This is a genomic window from Paenibacillus sp. FSL H8-0282 (assembly GCF_037963825.1).
In the GTDB taxonomy this organism is placed as follows: domain Bacteria; phylum Bacillota; class Bacilli; order Paenibacillales; family Paenibacillaceae; genus Paenibacillus_AQ; species Paenibacillus_AQ odorifer.
In genome coordinates, this window is record NZ_CP150146.1 from 230688 (window position 1) to 250822 (window position 20135).

Consider the following 20135-nt stretch of genomic DNA (forward strand, 5'->3'; position numbering starts at 1 on the left):
CTTAAGTTTTCTAGTTTAATTAACCTTTAACGCGAATGAACTTTTTCACCCTGTACCCAGACTTCACGGATATTTTCAGGTCTAGCCAGATACATTATCTTTTGAAAAATATCTTGCAAATCTTCATTCTCATCAAAGACGGGCAATTTCGCCGAGGGTACTTTCGTATCGATTATTTGAACATCCCATGCATAACCTTCTAGTAACCGGCCGATAGGTAAGCTTAAGCTTTCTCCGCCGCCAGCGGTAGCAAGATAAAAGGATTCATGGATCGTAATTCGTGATCCCGGTACTCCGCGGTTTTGTGCAGAAAGTGAGGGATTCACACCATCCTCCAGCATTCTTGAAGACATTACGGCTTGTCTAATGTTATCGAAGAGACTAGGTGAAAAACCTCCGGAAATATCAGAGCCTAAACCAATCTCAACGCCTTTGGCATGGAAGTCAGCGATCGGAATGACACTATTGGCAAAATACGCGTTGGATATCGGACAATGCGCAATAGCTGTTCCTGTCTCTGCAAACAAATTCACATCATCTTCATCTAAAAAATTACAATGTGCCATGACAGATTTATCACTGAGCAGACCAAAATCATGCAAGGCAAAAGCATCGTTCTTCTGGAACCGTTCTTGCACATAACCATGTGCCCAATCACTTTCACTGCAGTGCGATTGCACATACGTATCATATTTAGCGGCAAGTTCTCCCAAGCCTTGTAAAGCCTCATTAGTGCAGCTTGGAATGAACCTTGGTGTCACTACTGGATAAACGCCTTGTTTAGTAGATTTAGCGAGTTCTTGTACAGCTAGTATAAATTCTTCCGTATCCACTAGTGCGGTGTGGGTGTCGGAGTCGCGGTAATTCTCAGGATTTCCCTGCGGATCGTCCATAACCACTTTTCCAACGAGTCCACGTTGTCCTTTTTCCGCACATATTTTAGCCAATAATAGACTGGCCTCTTTATGCACCGTTGCAAAATAAAGTGCTGTAGTGGTTCCGTTTGCGAGCAAAGTACCAACCACGTCATCGTAGACTTTTTTTGCAAAAGCCAGGTCCGAAAATTTAGACTCCAGTGGGAAGGTATAAGTATTTAGCCAATCATAGAGCGGGATATCTAATGCAGTTCCAGATTGAGCCCATTGTGGCGCGTGGACATGCAGATCGATAAAGCCGGGCAAAAAATACTGGCCTTCGGCTAATACATGAAAATTGTCCTGACCTTGATAAGCATCAAGCAAGGGTTGATAGTCGGGGTGCTCCGGTGCAACGATCATTTCTATCATCCCATCCGAATTGATACAGAAGAGATGATCCTTTAAAATTTGAATTTCTTTTGGGGATAGGCTAGAAAATGAAGTGCCTAGGAATATTTGCATATAATTTCTCATGATTTCCGCCTTAATGTTCGTCTTTTGGTGTGCATTCGTTATTATAATCCGTGAAAAAGGATAAGTCCAGACCAAAAGTCGAATAAAGGCGTAATTGACGGATAGGAGGAGCTGAGGAATTGAAAGCGAATATGACGCATAGACGTCACGTTCGCTAGGCTAGAATACAGAAAAAGATAGAGGGAAGTAAAAAATGCTGATCGGCTTCGATTTCTTTACGGTTATAGGAAATGAATGCGGTTACTATCTTGTGATATAATAGATGAAATCGATCAATAGTTTGAGAAAATTGGATTAGGAGTGTTGCCTGGATGAGAAGATACAACATTTGGCGCCCGTTGATGTTAATTATTGTTGCTGTACTTACAAAAAGCTTGGTCACTAACCTGTGCATTTTGTTTGGTATGCAGGCTGAATCAGCAAGTAGTATGGGGACGCTGGGCATGGTCATTGCCGGTTTAGTGATGTACAATCGCATGACAAATCGCCGACGTAAATAAGCTGGCCGGATAGATTATAAACGTCTGGTTATTATGTTATAGTAAAGATTGAAATAAAACTTGTATCGACCTGAAAAGGAGTACTTCATGACACAGTTTGTCTACAAACAAATTATTGATGACTTAAAAATGAAAATTTTTGCTGGGCAGTTTCCCGATATGAAATTACCGGATGAACGAACGCTTAGTGAAACTTATCAAGTGAGTCGTAGTTCTATTAAAAGTGCTCTGACTAAAATGGCAAATGCCGGCATTATTTTTAAAAAGCGTGGCTCAGGGACATTTATAAATCCTTTATACATAAAAAATGAATCTATTTTTAACTACGAAGGCTCTAATTTAGGTGTCACCGACAATTTTCAAATGAATGGGAAGAAGCCAAAGATTAAAGTTTTGAAATTTGAGGTCATTCCACCAACGGAAGAACTACAGCGGGATCTGTTTTTAGGCCCTCATGATTTTGTTTACAAAATCATTCGCTTACGTCTTTTTGATGATGAACCCTTTATGATTGAAACGGGTTATATCCCAATCAAAATCGTGCAGAATTTAAATCAGACCATTATTGAAGGATCTATCTTTAATTATTTGGAGGATTCACGAAATCTGGCGGTAACCAAATCCTTTTTATCGATATCCGCAGAACCCTCTGAGGCTACGGATCAAGAGCTGCTGCATTTGCAGGCAAATGAGCCAGTAAGCATTATGGAAGGGATTTTCTTTTTAGATAATGGCACGCCATTTGAATTCTCCCATATGCGCTTCCACTATAAATACTTAAAATTTAATACCTTTGTGTCCGTTCATTAAAGTAAGACTGGGGAATTTTTCTCGGTCTTATTTTTTTTGTTTTGCGCAAAATAGATGAAGGATAAGGAGCAAATACCCCCGCAAACTTCAGTCCATATTTTTACATATATATTAATATTGACGTATTTTTACAGACAATTGACACTGTATTTCATACTATGTTCATATTTTCACAAAATTGGACCGTATCATTTGTTGAAAAGGTTGAATTAATTTTTCGCGGCGGTATGATGTACTTGTGGAAGAAATTACGGCAATGTAGACACAGAAAAAATTTTGGGGAGTGGAAGAAATGGTATTATCCATGGATGTTGATTACTCATCAAAAACTTATTTAGAGAAGCTTGATGCATACTGGCGCGCAACTAACTACATCTCTGTAGGTCAACTGTATTTGAAAGATAATCCGTTGTTAAGAGAACCGCTGAAAGAAGCAGACGTAAAGATTAAGCCCATTGGACACTGGGGAACTATTCCAGGCCAGAACTTTATTTATGCCCATTTGAATCGGGTCATTACTAAATATGATTTGAATATGTTCTACATCGAGGGCCCTGGTCATGGCGGTCAGGTTATGGTTTCGAACTCCTATCTCGATGGTAGCTATACTGAAATTTATCCGGAAATCACACAAGATATCCCAGGCCTGAAGAAATTGTTCAAACAATTCTCTTTCCCAGGTGGAGTTGCTTCCCATGCTGCCCCTGAAACACCTGGATCGATCCACGAAGGTGGCGAATTAGGTTATTCTCTATCCCATGGTGTAGGTGCAATTCTGGATAATCCAGATTTAATCTCCGCTGTTGTTATTGGTGATGGAGAGGCTGAAACTGGCCCATTAGCGGCTTCATGGTTCTCCAACCGGTTCATCAATCCAGTTACTGATGGTGCAGTTCTGCCGATCTTGCACTTAAATGGTTTCAAAATCAGTAACCCAACGATTCTGTCTCGTCAATCCAAAGAAGAAATTACTGCATACTTTAAAGGTATGGGTTGGGAGCCGTTCTTCGTTGAAGGCGAAAATCCTGATCTAATGCATCCGGAAATGGCTAAGGTGCTTGATACCATCGTTGAAAGAATTGAAGCGATTCAAAAGAATGCACGTGACAACAATGACCTGACGCGTCCGGTTTGGCCAATGTTGGTCTTCCGTTCTCCTAAGGGCTGGACGGGTCCAAAGCAATGGGATGGTGTTCCGAATGAGAACTCTTTCCGTGCCCATCAGGTGCCGATTCCAGTGGATCAAAAAAATATGAAGCATGCTCCGGCGTTATTGGAGTGGATGAACAGCTATAGACCAGAAGAATTATTTGATGACAATGGTCGTCTGAACGCTGAACTTGCTGAGATTCTGCCAACTGGCGACAGACGTATGGGAATGAACCCAGTTACTAATGCTGGCAACCAAATTAAAGATCTAAACTTACCGAATTTCCGTAAGTTCGCACTTGATAATTCCAAACCAGGTGAAGTAATAGCACAAGATATGGCCGTTCTGGGTAAATACATGAAAGATGTTATCTCTCTGAACGAAGAGAACCGCAATTTCAGAATTTTCGGACCGGATGAAACAATGTCCAATCGTCTGGGACCTGTCTTTGAAGTGACGAAACGTCAATGGTTGGATCAAGTGATTGAGCCGAATGACGAATTCCTAGCTTCTTATGGCCGTGTTATCGATTCCCAATTGTCTGAACATCAGGCAGAAGGTTTGCTTGAAGGTTACGTATTGACAGGTCGCCATGGTTTCTTTGCAAGCTATGAAGCTTTCTTGCGTGTCGTGGATTCGATGATTACTCAGCATTTCAAATGGCTGCGTAAAGCAACAGATCAAAGCTGGCGTGCGGATATTCCATCATTGAATGTGGTAGCAACTTCAACTGTATTCCAGCAAGACCACAATGGTTACACTCACCAAGATCCAGGTTTGCTAGGTCACTTGGCTGATAAAAAACCAGAATTTATCCGTGAGTATTTGCCGGCTGATGCCAACTCCTTGCTGGCTGTCTTTGACACCGTCTTAAATGACCGTCAAAAAATTAACTTGATTGTTTCTTCCAAACATCCTCGTCCACAATGGTTCAGTGCGGATGAAGCACAAGAGCTGGTGGATAAAGGACTGAAGATTATTGACTGGGCAAGCACCGATCAAGGTGGAGAGCCTGATGTTGTCTTTGCTTCTGCAGGTACAGAACCAACTATCGAAAGCTTGGCTGCCATCTCTATCCTGCATGAAAAACTGCCGAACCTTAAAATTAGATATATCAACGTGGTAGACTTGTTGAAACTGAGAAGTCAAAAATTAGATCCGCGTGGCTTATCTGACGAAGAGTTTGATCAATTTTTCACAAAAGATAAACCAGTTATCTTCGCTTTCCATGGATATGAAGGTCTGATTAAAGACTTGTTCTTTGATCGCCATAACCATAACCTGCACGTACATGGATACCGCGAGAATGGCGATATCACAACACCATTCGATATGCGCGTATTGAATCAAATGGACCGCTTTGACTTGGCGAAGGAAGCTGTTCTGAGCTTGCCTAATGCTAACGACTATAAAGCGATCGCAGATGAAATGGATGCTATCGTTAAGAAACATCACCAATTCATTCGTGAAGAGGGTATTGATTTGCCAGAAGTAGAGAACTGGGTATGGAAAGCTTTGAAATAAGCGTATAGCCAGTACCATAGGAAGTAATACAAAAAGACACCTTTAGAGGTGTCTTTTTATTTGTTTAAATAACCATACAAAACAATTATAATCATTTTTTCATCTTTACCACTGTAAATATATGTGAGTAAATAGGTGGGTAAAGAAAGGGGAGAAATGTATGACATCTATTGATAAACTTCCCAAGTCTATAGAAATACAGCTTACAGAACAACCTTTATTTCACTCTGTATCTGATTTAATGAAAGATGGGCAATTCGGTGAGCAGTGGCTTGTATTGACTGAGAAGGAGATTTCCGTTTGGGGAACGGACGGGAAACTGGTCTCAAAGCTTCTAGTCTCGAATATTACTGATGCCCGGGTAGTAGGCGGGGTAGGCGGCGGATCGTTGCTTGTGGATACCCAAGAGGGGCCTATTATACTTATACGTTATACAGCATCACTTACCTCTATATTTGGTTTTGCTTCTAAATTAATTGGCGCTGTAGCTAAAGGCGAGGAACGGCCAACCGCTTCTGAAAAAGAGTTTCCAAGAAATTGTCCAAAATGCCGCAATCCGCTGCCGGAAGATTCACAAGCTTGTCCGGTGTGCAAGAGTAACGGCAAGGTTCTATTTCGGATGTTGAGTTACGCTAAGCCTTATAAGATCCAAATGATCGCCGCGGCGATTATGTTGATTTTTACTACATTGGTAGAGCTTGTTCCACCATTTTTGACGAAGATGATCGTTGATAATGTGTTGACAGAAAAGGATATGGGCTCAACGCTTCTATGGATTGTGATCGGGCTAGCAGCCACATCCTTAGTAATTACTTTAATGCAGACGCTACGTGGACTTATAGGGGTATGGATTGGTTCCAAAATCATGGGTGATCTTCGTCATGATGTGTATCATTCCTTGATGAAATTATCTTTATCTTTTTTCGACCGAAGACAATCTTCGCAATTTATTGGACGGGTGAATAATGATTCAGAGGCGATGCGGCAATTTATGACTGACGGTGTAATCTGGGTCTCGGGTGAATCGCTGCGGGTAATCGCTATTTTCACTATTATGTTCAGTATGGATTGGAAGCTAACGCTGCTTGCTATGCTGCCTATGCCGCTTATGGTGGTGCTGTCGACCGTGTTATGGCCGATGATTGGCAGACGTTGGTACCAGCAGTGGAGATCTATTTTTAGATTAAACGCTTTGGTTGGCGATTCTTTGCAGGGGATTCGTGTAGTCAAAGCATTCGGTCAGGAAACAACAGAGATGTCACGTTATACAGTCGCCAATAAGGAGCTGGTTCGGCATAATATTCGGATCGAAGGCTTATGGCAGGGGATGTTTCCTGCTTTTGCGTTGGTTGCTGGTGTGGGTACGTTATTAATTTGGTTTTATGGCGGGAAAACGGTGCTACAGGGCCAATTATCCATCGGTACGCTAATCGCTTTGGTGACCTACCTTGGGATGCTTCTCGGACCTTTGCAGTGGGTGAGCCAAATGATCAACTGGGCCAGCCATGCGATTTCAGCAGCAGATCGGGTCTTTGAAATTATGGATACACCGTCAGATGTGCCTGATACTGTGAATCCAGCAGCCATCGGCCGCGTAAACGGTGAGGTTGAGTTTAAGCGGGTTACTTATGGATACGAAAAACATCATCCTGTGCTCAAGAACGTGGATTTAAAAGTGGGTGCGGGCGAGATGATTGGTCTGGTCGGACATTCAGGTGCCGGTAAGTCGACGTTCATTAATATGATCTGTCGCTTCTATGATACAGATGAGGGAACCATTACCATCGATGGTGTGGACATCCGAAATATCAGCCAGTCAGATCTGCGTAGTCAGATCGGTGTAGTGCTGCAGGAGACGTTTCTATTCGACGGAACGATTGCTGAGAATATTGCCTATTCTAAACCGGACGCTACGGAATTAGAAATCATGCGCGCTGCAAAAATTGCCAACGCCCATGATTTTATCGTTCAATTGCCGGATGGCTATGATACAAGAGTTGGGGAACGTGGCCATAAATTGTCCGGTGGAGAGAAGCAGCGAGTGTCTATTGCCCGAGCAATAATTCACGATCCGCGAATTCTAATCCTAGATGAAGCAACAGCTTCTGTAGATACAGTGACCGAGCGGCAAATTCAAGAAGCGATCTCGCGACTGGTAAAAGGCAGAACGACATTCGCGATTGCCCATCGATTATCCACGCTAAGAAATGCGAACCGTCTTGTAGTGCTTGAACGCGGGAAGATCATTGAAGTGGGTACACATGAGGAATTGCTTGCTGCAGAAGGTGCTTACTTCAAGCTAGTTGAGGCACAGAAGGAAATGTCGCAGATTAAGGGGGTTGAGATGCATGAGTGATCCGAATCTTGTTAACGGGGAATTGAATCCTAAAGATCCCTATGAGATTAACATTCTTGAACCGGGTGCAATCTCTTTTAGCCGCAGTCAAGGTGGCGTGTTTCAAGGAGTGGTGGAGGGTCAGGTATATGAGGAATTAATTCTTTTTCGAATATTTCCTTTTCAATACACCACGGAGTATATTTCCGTCCGTAACTCCAAGAGTGAGGAGATCGGAGTCATTCGTGACATTGATCAGCTCGATGAAGAAAGTCGGGTGGAAGTGGACACAGAGCTCCGGCTGCGGTATTTTCTTCCGGTTGTAACCCGCATTGATTCTATTAAGCAAAAAGCGGATATGTGGATTTGGGAGCTGCAAACGAATCTGGGCCAGACCCGGATCGTTATGCGGAACCTGCACGAGCATATGCAGTATCCAAGTCATAAACGAATCATTCTTACGGATATCAATGGAAAAAGATGCGAAATCCGTGATTATCTAGCCCTGGATGTTCAGAGCCGAAGTAAGCTGAAGGATGTTTTATAGTCTAGTTATGAAAAAGCTCCGCAGCCATTTGTTGATGGCCTGCGGGGCCTCTTTTTTTATCCGTAGTTTCTGCTAAGGAAAAATTTGATGGCGTTCTCTCTTCGGTATGGTAATATATTACAACCGGATCTTTACCATAGGGGAGGTATGTGAGTGAAGCATAAATGGATCAATTCGCCGTACACCTTTGCTTTAGGGATGTTTGCGATGATGGTTCCCAGTCAGGCATTTAGTTCATTTTACAGTTACTTTTATGTTGAAAAATTAGGATTGGGCATTGGACTTGCTACATTAGCCAGAACCATCTTTCTGATCTGGGATGCGGTAAACAATCCGTTATTCGGCTATTGGTCAGATCGCACAGATACTCGTTTGGGTCGACGCAGACCATGGGTGTTTGGCTCAATTCCGTTATTCATGCTGGCATTTGTACTGGTTTTCTCCCCTCCCGGCGGATTATCTGAAAATGGATTGTTCACTTGGTTTCTAGTCACACTTATTTTCTATGAGGCTGTCGCCACTGTGTTATGGGTGAATTATGGAGCGTTACTCCCGGAGCTCTTCCGTGGAGACCGTATTCGGGCAAAAGCCTCCGCGATTCAGCAAGGTTATCAAGTTGTAGCTTTGTTAATCGGTACTGCCTTAACCCCAATTATTTTTGCAGCTATTGGTTTCTCTAATATGGCTATAGTGTATGCCTATCTCTTTGGAGTGTTTATGTTTTTATGTATGATGAATGTCCAAGAAAAGAAGGAGCTCACAGAGCAGGAACCCTTGAAGTTGATTCCGGCTTTTCGGGAGACCATTCGGAATAAAAAGTTTTGGGTGTTTAATATTTCGAACTCTTTTGCCCAAACGGTGAATGGACTTGTAAGCTCGATGATTCCTTTTTATGCAAAATATGTACTTCATATCTCCGAGGCTCAGGTATCGATTTTACTTGCAGCTGTTTTTGTTTCGGTCATTCCATTAGTATTCGTGTGGTACTGGATGATTCGTAAGATGGACGGGGTTAAGGCGTGGCGGTTATCACTGATCTTATATGCGTTATCGGTAATTCCGTTATGGTTTGGTTATGATCTCTTAAGTGGTGTGGCTGCTGGCGTAGTTGTCGGTTTCGGATTAGCCGGATTTCTAGTGACCCCAGCAATAGTAGGTGGCAAGATTATTGATGAGGATGCGGAAAAAACAGGTCTGAGAAGAGAAGGAATCTACACGGCTGTAAGCGGATTCATTACTCGTTCAAGCGGGTTAATCTCTGCGTTAGCTTTTTTCATTGTAGGTATGATCTTTGGCTATCAAGGCGGCGATGATCCAGGGTCCAATCCTGAAGCGACATTTAGGTATTTAATAAGTGTGGTGCCATTATGTCTGTTGGCCATAGCTGTTGTCATATCCTTCACAATGAAATTTACATTTATGGACTCTTTGAGAGGTGAGGCTGACTATGAACAAAAAATTAATCATCAATTGTGATGATTTTGGGCAAAGTCCCCCAATGAATCAGGCGATTAAACATCTGCTGGAAGAGGAAAAGGTATCCTCAGCAACGATTATGGCGGTGGCCCCTGGGTTTGAGGAGGCAGCTGCATGGTGTAGTCGCAGGCAACAACGGAATGTGGGACTTCACTTGACGATGACTAGTGAATTTGAGGCTTTGCGCTGGGCGAGCCTGACGGGAGAGACTTCTCTTCATGACGAGAGCGGATATCAATATAGGACGGTAAAAGAGTTCGAACAGGGGGCGCAGACAAAAGCCGTACTAAAGGAGATAGATGCGCAGTACGAGCGAGTAAAACAGTCGGGAATAGTGATTAGCCATGTAGACAACCACATGGGTAGTTTATACGGAATGGAAACAGGACGCAGCTTGCTACCGCAGACGTTGTGGAAAATTTCGCGCTGGGGATTGCCCTCACGATTCTTCAGATACATCCATGCTGAGGATCCGCTTTTGGCATCGCTGAAAAATATTGAACGACCAGTTGCCCTTGGAGCAGGGCTGGCGGATACGTTTGGGGTGCCGATTCCCGACTATTTGCTATCGCATCCTTTTGGTGTAGAGGAAGGCGAGACGTATGAAAGTTTTAAAAGATCTATTATTGCTAAGCTGTATTCGTTGCCGGATGGCGTTAGTGAGACCTATATTCATCCCGGGATAGACGATCCATGGATGCAAGCAAATATTCCGCACTGGAGTAAGCGAGTTTGGGAGTATAAGTTGCCCTTTGATGATGATTTTACCTATGCCCTCAGTGATGCTAAGGTTGAATTGACGAATTATCGTTATGTACAGGAGCATCTAAAACGTCCACGGTTAAGATCTGCAGGCAGATTGTTAAAGAACCTGATAAGATTATGAGCAAAAATAAAAGACACCTTGAGGGGTGTCTTTTGATTATCCCATTAATCCTTTTAGCCCGTTAAGGAAGGGGGAAATAGATTTAATCATATTGTAGCCCATCTTCATAACCGGCATAGTTTTTTGTACCATTCCAATAAAGTTGCCGATTCCCCCGAACCCGCCAAATCCGCCAAAACCACCGCCTCCAGAACTGGCAGCCCCTGCTCCTGCGGAGCCTAGAGCGCCTCCACCCATTCCGAAAAGTGAGCCGAATAAGGGCATTAATCCTGATACGTTTGCTTTCCGAGAGCGGGAAGAAGAGTGTTTTTTTGATTTTCTGTGTTTGTTTTTACGTGGTTTGGAAAGGGTCAGTCCATTCTTATCGAGGCCGGTTATCCATCCTATATACGTACGTCCATCATGTAACGTAATGCACACGGGTCTACCTTTCAGCTGTTCAGCACGTTTGCGAATCTTCGTTGTATTTGCCATTTGTGGATCACCTCATTGGTCTATTTACTTCTATATTACTCAGATATTTTTGTGTTGCTTGTGCTAGTTCATCATAAAAAAATATTTGGGTGAAAGAGCTACCATTTGTGTTGATGCCCATAATAATTCATTACACTCATATAATTTAATGTGCGATAAATAAATTATGGAGGGGTGAAAACTTGATATCAGCATGGATTGGGAGTATTACTTTTTTGGGAGCAGTGATTCTTTATATACTGCTGTCTCTGGGATTGCCTTATGGGGAATTTGCAATGGGAGGAAGACATAGAATTATGCCTTCACAAATGAGAGTCGCGTGTGGAGTTTCAGTAGTGATACAGCTAGTTGCCATCCTGTACTTATTGCAGGCAGGGAATGTGATCTCTATTGGATTACCTTTTGATAGAAGGGTATGTTATTTTTTTGCCGTCTATTTAATGCTTAATACTATAATGAACTTATTGTCGAGGAGCATGAAAGAAAAACTTGTGATGACACCCTTATCTTTAATAACTGCAATCTGTTTTGGGATTACTGCTATGAATGGGTAAAAAGTAGTGCCGGACATAGATTCGACTTTTCTAGACTTTATATAGGATTGTTTTTAGGACACATCTGGTGAAGATGTGTTCTTTTTGCATCTATTGACTCTTGACCTATAAAAACGGATTCATGAGTCTAGGTCTTTCTTCTTATGTTATTATATTTAACATTGTTTTATATTATTTTTACAATTATATGATAATTGGTTATGTTTGTGTGATATAATATCACAGAAATTATGTGAAAATGATAGGGAGGACTAATATTATTATGGGATGGAAGACACGATGGAATAAGCCGATTGCTTCTGTATTAGCAACTGCAGTGCTTTCTTTGCAGGTGTTTGGAGGTATTGGTTTGGGTGCAGCTTGGGGTACAGATAAAGCTGAAGCAGCATCCGCAGCCACAGCCAAACTCCGGCTGATGAGCACGACGGACGTGCACACCAATGTCTACGGCTGGGACTATTTTAAGAATGCGGCTTCTACAACTGTAGGACTCGATCGGACAGCTACGTTGGTTACTTATGCTAGGAGCGAATATCCTGATAATAATCTTCTGCTCGACAATGGGGACTTGATTCAAGGTACGCCATTGGGTACTTACATCGCGAATGAAAGTAATTTAGTAGAATCAGAGACTAAGCTACACCCTATGATTGCGGCTATGAATATTATGGAATATGATGTTGCGACTTTTGGTAATCATGAATTCAATTATGGGCTGGAATTCTTAAATCGGACTATTAAGGGCAGTGCTAATAACCCATTGAGTGGTGCGGACTTCCCCTATGTAAATGCCAATATATATATTGATGATAAAGATGGTAATCCAGATAATGACGTAAATGCTTTTGAACCTTATGTCATTCTTGATAAAAAAATAGTGGACAGCGATAACCAGCTCCGGGATATTAAAGTCGGTGTGCTTGGTCTTGTGACCCCGCAGATTATGGAATGGGACAAGGTTAATCTGGAAGGCAAAGTCATTGCTAAGGACATTGCTGAAACAGCAGAAAAATATGTTCCTATCATGAAGAGTGAGGGTGTCGATGTAATCGTAGCAATGGCACATACCGGCTTCGATGCAACTGCAGTTGCAGGTACTGGTGCAGAGAATGCTATCAATCTTTTAAGTAAGGTTGACGGCATTGATGCGATTACTTTCTCACACACTCACAAGGTGTTCCCAACAGTTGATAATAAATCCCTTGACGCTTCTTTCAAGGATCCATTAACAGGGCAGGCGTATAATAACGCTCAATCTGTTGTTGATAATGTTTACGGCCACATTAACGGGACTCCAGCCGTGCAAGCGGGTTATGGTGGGGGTTACTTGGGCCTGATTGATCTCAAATTGGTGGAAGTAGGCGGAAAATGGGAAGTGGATAAAGATAAATCCATTGCCTCAACCCGCTCCATAGCCAATGCTATACCGGATGCTGCTGTTGATGCTGCTGTTGCAGCAGATCACCAAGCTACTATTGACTATACAGGTCAAGAGCTAGGTGTTACTACCGCTCCGATGAACAGCTATTTTGCAATGGTTCAGGACGACCCTACCGTGCAGATTGTTACCAATGCCCAGAAGTGGTATGTGGAGAAGTATATTGATACCAATCTTCCACAGTATAAAAATCTTCCGATTCTCAGTGTAGGTGCTCCTTTCAAGGCTGGGCGTAACGGTCCTTCAGAGTACACGAGTATTGAGAAAGGTCCACTGACTATTCGTAGTGCAAGTGACTTGTATTTGTATGACAACACGCTGAAAGCTATTAAAGTTAAAGGTTCTGTTGTTAAGGAATGGGTTGAAATGAGTGCGGGTGCGTTTAATACCATCAAAGAAGACATCACAGCTCCACAAAGCTTGCTGAATGGGGAGTTTGCTGTTTATAACTTCGATGTTATTGATGGCATTAAGTACACAATTGATGTAACCAAACCTGCAAAATATAGTCCTACCGGTGTGATTAACGATGCTTCATCGAGTCGTGTGAAGCAAATTACGTATAAAGGTAAAACGTTGGATCCTAACCAAGACTTTATTGTTGTAACTAACAACTACCGTGCAAGTGGCGGAGGGAATTTCCCAGGTGTGAAGGGTTCGGAGATTCTAGTCGATTCCCAAGATGAGAATCGCCAGATCCTTATGGACTACATCAAAGAAGTAGGTACAATAGATCCTTCTGCGGATGGCAACTGGTCTTTGGCTCCACTTTCGGATGACGTAAATCTCACGTTTACTTCGTCACCAGAAGCGGCGAAAGTTATGCCGGCCAACATTAAGGACACTGGTGAAAAAGATATTAAGGGATTTAGTATTTATGAATTGGCTCTACCAGCTAAGGACGTAGAAGTTCACCTTCTTGGAATTAATGATTTCCACGGTCAACTGGATACGGTGTCTGTCGTAAACAATAAGAACGTGGGAACAGCCGCTATTCTTGCGACTTATCTGAAAGAAGCACAGGCTAAATACGATAATTCTCTACTCTTCCATAACGGAGATTCCGTAGGTGCATCTGCTCCAGTATCTTCACTTGAGCGCGATGAGCCGACGATTGAGTGGATGAACTTGATGAGATTTGATGTGGGCTCCCTAGGAAACCATGAATTTGACCAAGGTGTCAAAGCGCTAATGACACAATTGAACGGCGGAGTGGACCCTAAGGATAGCAACGTTACCCACAAGGGTACAAACTTTGATTATGTTAATGCGAATGCAGTGGATGCCAAAACTGGCGAGCCAATTATTAATCCTTATGTAATCAAAGAAGTAGGCGGTGTGAAGATCGGCTTTATTGGTCTTGTAACGAAATCCACACCAAGCAAGGTGGCACCTTCCGGTACGGCTGGCGTGCATTTCCTCACGCCTGAAGAGGAAGTGGCGGCTGTTGAGAAATACGCTAAGGAGCTTCAATCTAAAGGTGTTGAGACGATTATCGTGCTTGCACATGATCCTGCAACAACCAAAGATGGTGTGACTACAGGTGAAGCGGCTGATCTAGCCAATGCGCTTCCTGCGGAATCCCCTGTTGATGTTATCGTTGCTGGTGATAACCATGCACTTGCAAATGGAACAGTAAACGGCAAGCTGATTGTACAAGCTTATTCTTACGGTACAGCATTTGAGGATATCAAGTTGATCATTGATCCTAAAACAGGTGATGTGAAGGACAAGTCTGCTGTGGTAACTTCCACCTTCCATGATGGGGTAACACCAGATCCGGAAAGTGTGGCACTGGTTAATGCTTACCTTGAGAAGCATCCTGAGCTTACTCAACCAGTGGGTACAACGGACGGAACTATCACTCGTACCGATGCTTACAATAATGAGGCTGCACTTGGTAATCTGATTGCTGACTCTATGCGTAATGCTGACTTCGGCGATGGTGCAAAAGCTGCCGATTTCGCCTTTATGAATCCAGGCGGTATCCGTGCGGACCTTCCGAAAGGTCCTGTAACCTTCGGCGATCTGGCTAAAATTCAGCCATTCGGCAACACGCTTGTGAAGCTGACACTAACCGGAGCGCAAATCAAAACATTGCTGCAACAGCAATGGAATGTAAAAGCTGATGGAACACCAGATATCAAAACGCTGCAAATTTCCGGACTGAAATATACAGCGAATATGTATCTGCCAGTAGCCGATCGTATTGCGAGCCTCACACTAACTGATGGAACACCAATTAATCCTACGCAGAAATATACAGCAGTAGTAAATAACTTTATGGCTGCGGGTGGAGATAACTACAAGGTTCTGACTCAAGCTAGTGATTCATTGGCTGGACCTATTGATTTGGACGTGTTCTACGACTACATTGTAAAGACGTTTAATGGCAAAGAGATTAAAGCAGCCATTGAAGGTCGTATTATTAATAAATTAAAGGCTGATTCGGGATCAGGCAGTGGCAGTGGAGGCGGTTCTACCGGTGTAACTCCAACGCCTACTCCAACCGCGAAACCAACAGCAACACCAGCACCATCAACAGCACCAACGGCAACACCTGCACCAACTACTGCGCCAGCAGCAAACTTCAAGGATCTGGGCAAGGTAGCTTGGGCGAAAGAAGCTATTGAAGCATTGGCTGCTAAGGGCATTCTGAAAGGTCTGGATGCAAATACTTTTGCGCCAACCAAAACAGTGACTAGAGCAGAGTTCGTTACGATGCTGGTACGCGCACTGAATCTTACGGGTTCAGCGACAACCAGTTCGTTCAACGATGTTAAACAAGGAGTTTGGTACACGGATTCTATCGCCCTTGCGGTGAAGGCTGGACTTGTACAAGGCTCTGGAAATGGCAAATTTGAACCGGGTCGTGAAGTGACTCGTGAAGAGATGGCCATTATGGTTGCTAACGCACTGAAAGACAAACTACAGCCGATTGATAAAAATGCAGCATTGGGTAAGTTTGCAGACAAATCCAGTATTGCTCCTTATGCACAAGAGGCTATCGCACAGCTAACTCAATTGGGAATCGTCAACGGTGTTGATGGTGGGAAATTTGCACCTAAGGGTATAGCTAATCGCGCTCAAGCAGCGGTTATCATCTATCGCATGCTTGGACAAGCATCATAATTCTATTGTTCTAACTAAAAGTGTATCGATGATCCTCTTGAGGGCATCGATACACTTTTTTTAAATATAAGAAAGTATAAGTGACACCAATACTCTTATAGTCTTCCCTTAAACGCTTACTGCCCTTACAAGGACACCGAAGGCGCTTTTACTTGTTAAATTTGTTGTTGCTCTTTCTGTGAAATCATGTTAACTTATATTCTGCACTGTATTTTTTTTTATATCTTGTGCGGTCGTGGCGGAATTGGCAGACGCGCACGGTTCAGGTCCGTGTGGGCTAACCCCCGTGGAGGTTCGAGTCCTCTCGACCGCATACCTAAGTGCATATAAACAGGCAATACTTTTGAATCGCTCTTCAACCTGAAGAGCCTTTTTCTATTTATACGCATAATTCAATTTGACAAACTCTATGTAAAAGAAGTGAAGCAAAGATGGAGCCTAATGTAGGTGTAAATACGAAGCAAAGTGTGCGGTTTCTAGAAAAGTATTTCTCTGGTGAATCGATAGATTATCGTCAGATGATTGCTTTATTCATCCCTATCCTAGTGGATCAGGCCTTTGTGGTGGGTCTTAATCTAGTGAATACAGCTATGATAAGCTCGTCTGGTGTGGCAGCTATCAGTGCGGTCAATATGATAGATTCTCTTAATATTTTTCTCATTAGTGTGTTTATTGCCGTCTCAACAGGTGGGACGGTTGTTGTTGCGCAGTATAAAGGGAGCGGCAATGACCTCATGGTGTCAAAAGCTACGGCAGGTGCTACGTCATCTGTTTCGCTGATGGCATTTGCTATTGGGATGTTCGGAATTCTTTTTCACAATCCGCTGTTGAATTTACTATTTGGAGCGGCCTCACCGGAGGTTATGGAGAACGCCCGAATATATTTAATCGGGAGCTGTATCTCTTATCTTGGTATAGCTGTTGTGGAAGCGGTATGTGGTGCTCTTCGTGGAATTGGTAGAACGAGGGCCTCGCTTGTACTTTCGCTAATTATGAATTTAACTTATGTCTTATTGAATCTCGTCTTTATTAACCTGTTGCATATGGGTGTTCTGGGGATGACCATTTCTATAAATATAGCTAGATACCTGGGGGCGTTCTGCGCACTTTATTATCTATTCCGATTGGACAACGATCTGCATATCCGTATTCGCGATCTTGTAGCGGTTAAGCTGTCTATGCTGAAAAAAATAATGTTCATCGGGATGCCGTTTGCGGCAGAGCAGATGTTCTTTAATGGTGGTAAAATTCTGACTCAGATCTTCATCGTTAGTCTGGGTACGTATGCACTTGCGACTAATGCGATTGCCTCCTCCTTTGCAGGAATTATGCAAATCCCGGGGAATGCGTTGTCCTTGACGATTATTACAGTGGTGGGACAATGTATGGGAAGCAATAATGTTAAGGATGCTCGAAAATTTATTAAATCATTCCTTGTCACCTCTTCTCTTTCCCTGGTGGTGATGGGGTTGCTGATTATGCCTTTTTTCAATCCATTAGTGTCTATGTTCCATCCTCCTGCTGAGATTGTGGGTGATATCTTCCTGATTGTGCTCATCAATACGATTGCGCAAATTCCGTTATGGTCTATAAGCTTTATTACGCCTTCGGCGCTTAGAGCGGCAGGGGATTCCAAGTTTACCTCCATGGTTTCGATGCTTACGATGTGGCTGTTCCGTGTAGTGCTCGGATACATCTTAGGTATTGTTCTGAACTTTGGTATACTCGGCGTTTGGCTGGCGATGAATTGTGAGTGGGGGATCAGAGGTTTGATTTTCCTGCGGCGATTTATGGGCAAGAAATGGGTTCAGCATCGTGTTATATAATAGATATAAAAAATCAAAGGACGCCCTGAGGGGTGTCTTTTTTGCATGCTCTGATGAGTACCTTTGGAGAATGCAGCTTGAGTATTTCTTGGGTAGCGGGGTAATAATATGTAGGAATTGCGTCTTTATGCTTACTAAAACACACAACAAGGAGTCTTGCACAATGTCACATTTCGTTAGATCCGTTACTTCACCAAAGAAATTTATCTCCGGCCATAACTTACTGTCAGATCTGAATGAGTATATTAAGGCGTTTGGCGATCATGCCTATGTGATCTGTGATGAGTTCATTTTGGAACGTGCTAAGAAAGAGGCGGGAAGTTCCATCGAAGGTGCGGGGAATAAGGCTACTTTTGAAAAATTCAATTATGAATGTACTCAGGAAGAGATTAATCGTAATCGGGAACTTGCCCGTAAAGCTGGGGCGAATATCATCGTCGGTATCGGCGGAGGTAAAACACTGGACACCGCAAAAGCTACTGCTTATTATGAGAAGCTGCCTGTAGTTATTTTTCCGACGATCGCATCTACTGATGCACCATGTACAGCGCTGGCTGTCATTTATAATAAAGATGGTTCATTTGATCAATACTTATTCCTCCCAAGTAATCCGGATGTAGTCTTGGCGGATACAGCGATTTTAGCTTCAGCGCCTTCCCGTTTTTTCGCAGCTGGAATTGGCGACGCACTGGCTACTTATTTTGAAGCCCGTGCTTGTTATGCCTCTAATGGCGACAATCTCGTACTTATGAAACCTTCTACAACGGGTCTAGGTATATCAAGACTTTGTTATGAAGCTCTACTTAAGAATGCGGTAAAAGCAAAACGTGCGGTCGATCAGAAACTCTATACACGCGCGGTGGAGGAAACCATTGAAGCGACAATTTATCTAAGTGGTGTGGGTGCTGAATCTGGTGGTCTGGCTGCCGCGCATGCTATTCATAATGGGATGACAGCCGTTCCTTCACTACACAAAGCTCAGCATGGTGAAAAGGTTACGTTTGGTCTTTTAGCCCAGTTAGTACTGGAAAATGCCTCAAATGAGGAGCTGGAAACTGTCATTAAGCTTATCAAGGATGTAGATCTTCCGCTAACCCTCGCCGATCTGGGGTGCACGGAATTTATCGAATCCGAATGGCGCCAAGTTGCTGAAGCTGCTTGTGCAGAAGGAGACACAATGGGCAATATGCCGTTCCCGGTTACTCCGGAAGATGTGTACAATGCGATAGTGGTGGCGAACTCGCTGGCAGAGTCTTATAAATAACTAGCACAACTAATATGTAGTGATAATGAAGGCGCCCTTGGGGGTGCCTTTTGTTTTTATATAGGTTAAGCTGTTGAAGTAGAGTAGGGGTAAAATTATGCTTATAGGTATCGGCTTCGGCATACTTAATCACGGGATAGGGTGCCTACGGAAACGAGATTATTGCTAATCGCCCCGTTGCTGAGCCAATATCACTCTATGTAATAAGGAGGAAAGATGAGAAAAAAACATTTAGGTTATCTAGTCCTTATTATCATAATTATTGGAGCGGTAATAATAGCAGTAATTCACGGAAATTCGGAGCGTCAGAACAAGCAGGCAGCAGGAAGCCTTGGAATGGATTATGTGCGCAAAGAGTACACGGAAAGTGCGTCGCTGAGAGTTGCAACGATTTGCAAACCCTTATTTGGAGGGTCGGGTTATCAGGTAGTGCTCGAGGATTCAAGTGGGCAATCGTATTATGTCATTATCGTTCTCGGAACTACACGTAATCTTGTCACTATGGACGATCTGACGAAAGAGGTGCGGGAAGGTACATCTGTGTTTCCGTGCCACCAATAAAACATGATAAATGAATCGGATCTCATCTATATGATTATTGGGAGGCACTCCTGCGGGGTGTCTGTTTTTGTTATATTAAATTGAATTTTGTTATTTATTTTCGGAATTACTAACATTAATACTAACGTAAACAATAAAATAATTATAACAAAAGGGAATATTTAGATTGTTTTATGCCAATGTAACCGCTATAATCTTGCATATACCGAAATATCTAACGAAATTAAAATATTTTGTTAGTGTTTGTTATTAATAACGAAGCTGAGT

Annotated in this window: 13 protein-coding genes and 1 tRNA gene; 12 read left to right on the forward strand and 2 right to left on the reverse strand. The window is 42.9% G+C overall.

Annotated elements, in window-relative coordinates; translation table 11 throughout:
• Positions 1-26: 26 nt before the first annotated feature.
• Complete coding sequence (guaD, locus tag NST94_RS01090; RefSeq protein ID WP_076135315.1) at positions 27-1391, reverse strand: guanine deaminase; 1365 nt, start codon at positions 1389-1391, stop codon at positions 27-29.
• A gap of 311 nt (positions 1392-1702) precedes the next feature.
• Here guaD and NST94_RS01095 point away from each other — a divergent pair, with 311 nt between their 5' ends.
• The 7 genes from NST94_RS01095 (at position 1703) to NST94_RS01125 (ending at position 10619) form a co-directional block, all read left to right on the forward strand.
• The gene (locus tag NST94_RS01095) at positions 1703-1891 is read left to right on the forward strand and encodes a hypothetical protein (RefSeq protein WP_036687195.1); all 189 of its coding nucleotides are present in this window, start codon (positions 1703-1705) and stop codon (positions 1889-1891) included.
• An 87-nt stretch (positions 1892-1978) separates the two neighbouring features.
• On the forward strand, positions 1979-2701 hold the full coding sequence (locus NST94_RS01100) for a GntR family transcriptional regulator (RefSeq protein WP_076126926.1): 723 nt from the start codon (positions 1979-1981) through the stop codon (positions 2699-2701).
• Positions 2702-2993: 292 nt separating this feature from the next.
• Entirely contained in the window at positions 2994-5375 is a 2382-nt protein-coding gene (locus NST94_RS01105; RefSeq protein ID WP_175618986.1) for a phosphoketolase family protein, read from the forward strand.
• Positions 5376-5535: 160 nt separating this feature from the next.
• Complete coding sequence (locus NST94_RS01110) at positions 5536-7731, forward strand: ABC transporter ATP-binding protein (protein ID WP_339189126.1); 2196 nt, start codon at positions 5536-5538, stop codon at positions 7729-7731.
• The gene (locus NST94_RS01115) at positions 7724-8257 is read left to right on the forward strand and encodes a DUF1854 domain-containing protein (RefSeq protein WP_051491493.1); all 534 of its coding nucleotides are present in this window, start codon (positions 7724-7726) and stop codon (positions 8255-8257) included. The genes NST94_RS01110 and NST94_RS01115 overlap by 8 nt, the downstream gene beginning before the upstream one ends.
• A gap of 153 nt (positions 8258-8410) precedes the next feature.
• Positions 8411-9733: an MFS transporter gene (locus tag NST94_RS01120; protein WP_076303207.1), complete on the forward strand. Its 1323-nt coding sequence runs from the start codon at positions 8411-8413 to the stop codon at positions 9731-9733.
• Positions 9705-10619 carry a polysaccharide deacetylase family protein gene (locus NST94_RS01125; RefSeq protein WP_076303206.1) on the forward strand — a complete coding sequence of 305 codons (915 nt, stop codon included), beginning with the start codon at positions 9705-9707 and terminating at the stop codon, positions 10617-10619. The genes NST94_RS01120 and NST94_RS01125 overlap by 29 nt, the downstream gene beginning before the upstream one ends.
• A gap of 36 nt (positions 10620-10655) precedes the next feature.
• Here NST94_RS01125 and NST94_RS01130 read toward each other — a convergent pair whose 3' ends face one another.
• Positions 10656-11093, reverse strand: coding sequence for a hypothetical protein (locus tag NST94_RS01130; protein WP_076126935.1), 438 nt, complete (start codon positions 11091-11093; stop codon positions 10656-10658).
• 816 nt (positions 11094-11909) lie between these two features.
• Here NST94_RS01130 and NST94_RS01135 point away from each other — a divergent pair.
• The 5 genes from NST94_RS01135 (at position 11910) to NST94_RS01155 (ending at position 19868) form a co-directional block, all read left to right on the forward strand.
• A complete protein-coding gene (locus tag NST94_RS01135; RefSeq protein WP_076303205.1) occupies positions 11910-16217 on the forward strand; it encodes a bifunctional 2',3'-cyclic-nucleotide 2'-phosphodiesterase/3'-nucleotidase in 4308 nt (1435 codons plus the stop codon).
• Between the two features lie 229 nt (positions 16218-16446).
• Positions 16447-16530: transfer RNA gene (locus tag NST94_RS01140), tRNA-Leu, on the forward strand.
• A 118-nt stretch (positions 16531-16648) separates the two neighbouring features.
• Positions 16649-18043 (forward strand): MATE family efflux transporter, encoded by a 1395-nt coding sequence (locus NST94_RS01145; RefSeq protein ID WP_076135377.1) that lies wholly within the window; start codon positions 16649-16651, stop codon positions 18041-18043.
• Positions 18044-18206: 163 nt separating this feature from the next.
• Positions 18207-19307 carry a glycerol dehydrogenase gene (locus NST94_RS01150; protein ID WP_076101108.1) on the forward strand — a complete coding sequence of 367 codons (1101 nt, stop codon included), beginning with the start codon at positions 18207-18209 and terminating at the stop codon, positions 19305-19307.
• A 216-nt stretch (positions 19308-19523) separates the two neighbouring features.
• A complete protein-coding gene (locus NST94_RS01155; protein WP_076282640.1) occupies positions 19524-19868 on the forward strand; it encodes a hypothetical protein in 345 nt (114 codons plus the stop codon).
• Positions 19869-20135 lie beyond the last annotated feature (267 nt).

Coding starts and splice junctions, on each gene's coding strand:
- NST94_RS01135 (WP_076303205.1), top strand. CDS start 11,910: ATGGGATGGAAGACACGATGGAATAAGCCGATTGCTTCTGTATTAGCA.
- NST94_RS01145 (WP_076135377.1), top strand. CDS start 16,649: ATGGAGCCTAATGTAGGTGTAAATACGAAGCAAAGTGTGCGGTTTCTA.
- guaD (WP_076135315.1), bottom strand. CDS start 1,391: ATGAGAAATTATATGCAAATATTCCTAGGCACTTCATTTTCTAGCCTA.
- NST94_RS01115 (WP_051491493.1), top strand. CDS start 7,724: ATGAGTGATCCGAATCTTGTTAACGGGGAATTGAATCCTAAAGATCCC.
- NST94_RS01095 (WP_036687195.1), top strand. CDS start 1,703: ATGAGAAGATACAACATTTGGCGCCCGTTGATGTTAATTATTGTTGCT.
- NST94_RS01105 (WP_175618986.1), top strand. CDS start 2,994: ATGGTATTATCCATGGATGTTGATTACTCATCAAAAACTTATTTAGAG.
- NST94_RS01150 (WP_076101108.1), top strand. CDS start 18,207: ATGTCACATTTCGTTAGATCCGTTACTTCACCAAAGAAATTTATCTCC.
- NST94_RS01110 (WP_339189126.1), top strand. CDS start 5,536: ATGACATCTATTGATAAACTTCCCAAGTCTATAGAAATACAGCTTACA.
- NST94_RS01100 (WP_076126926.1), top strand. CDS start 1,979: ATGACACAGTTTGTCTACAAACAAATTATTGATGACTTAAAAATGAAA.
- NST94_RS01130 (WP_076126935.1), bottom strand. CDS start 11,093: ATGGCAAATACAACGAAGATTCGCAAACGTGCTGAACAGCTGAAAGGT.
- NST94_RS01155 (WP_076282640.1), top strand. CDS start 19,524: ATGAGAAAAAAACATTTAGGTTATCTAGTCCTTATTATCATAATTATT.
- NST94_RS01125 (WP_076303206.1), top strand. CDS start 9,705: ATGAACAAAAAATTAATCATCAATTGTGATGATTTTGGGCAAAGTCCC.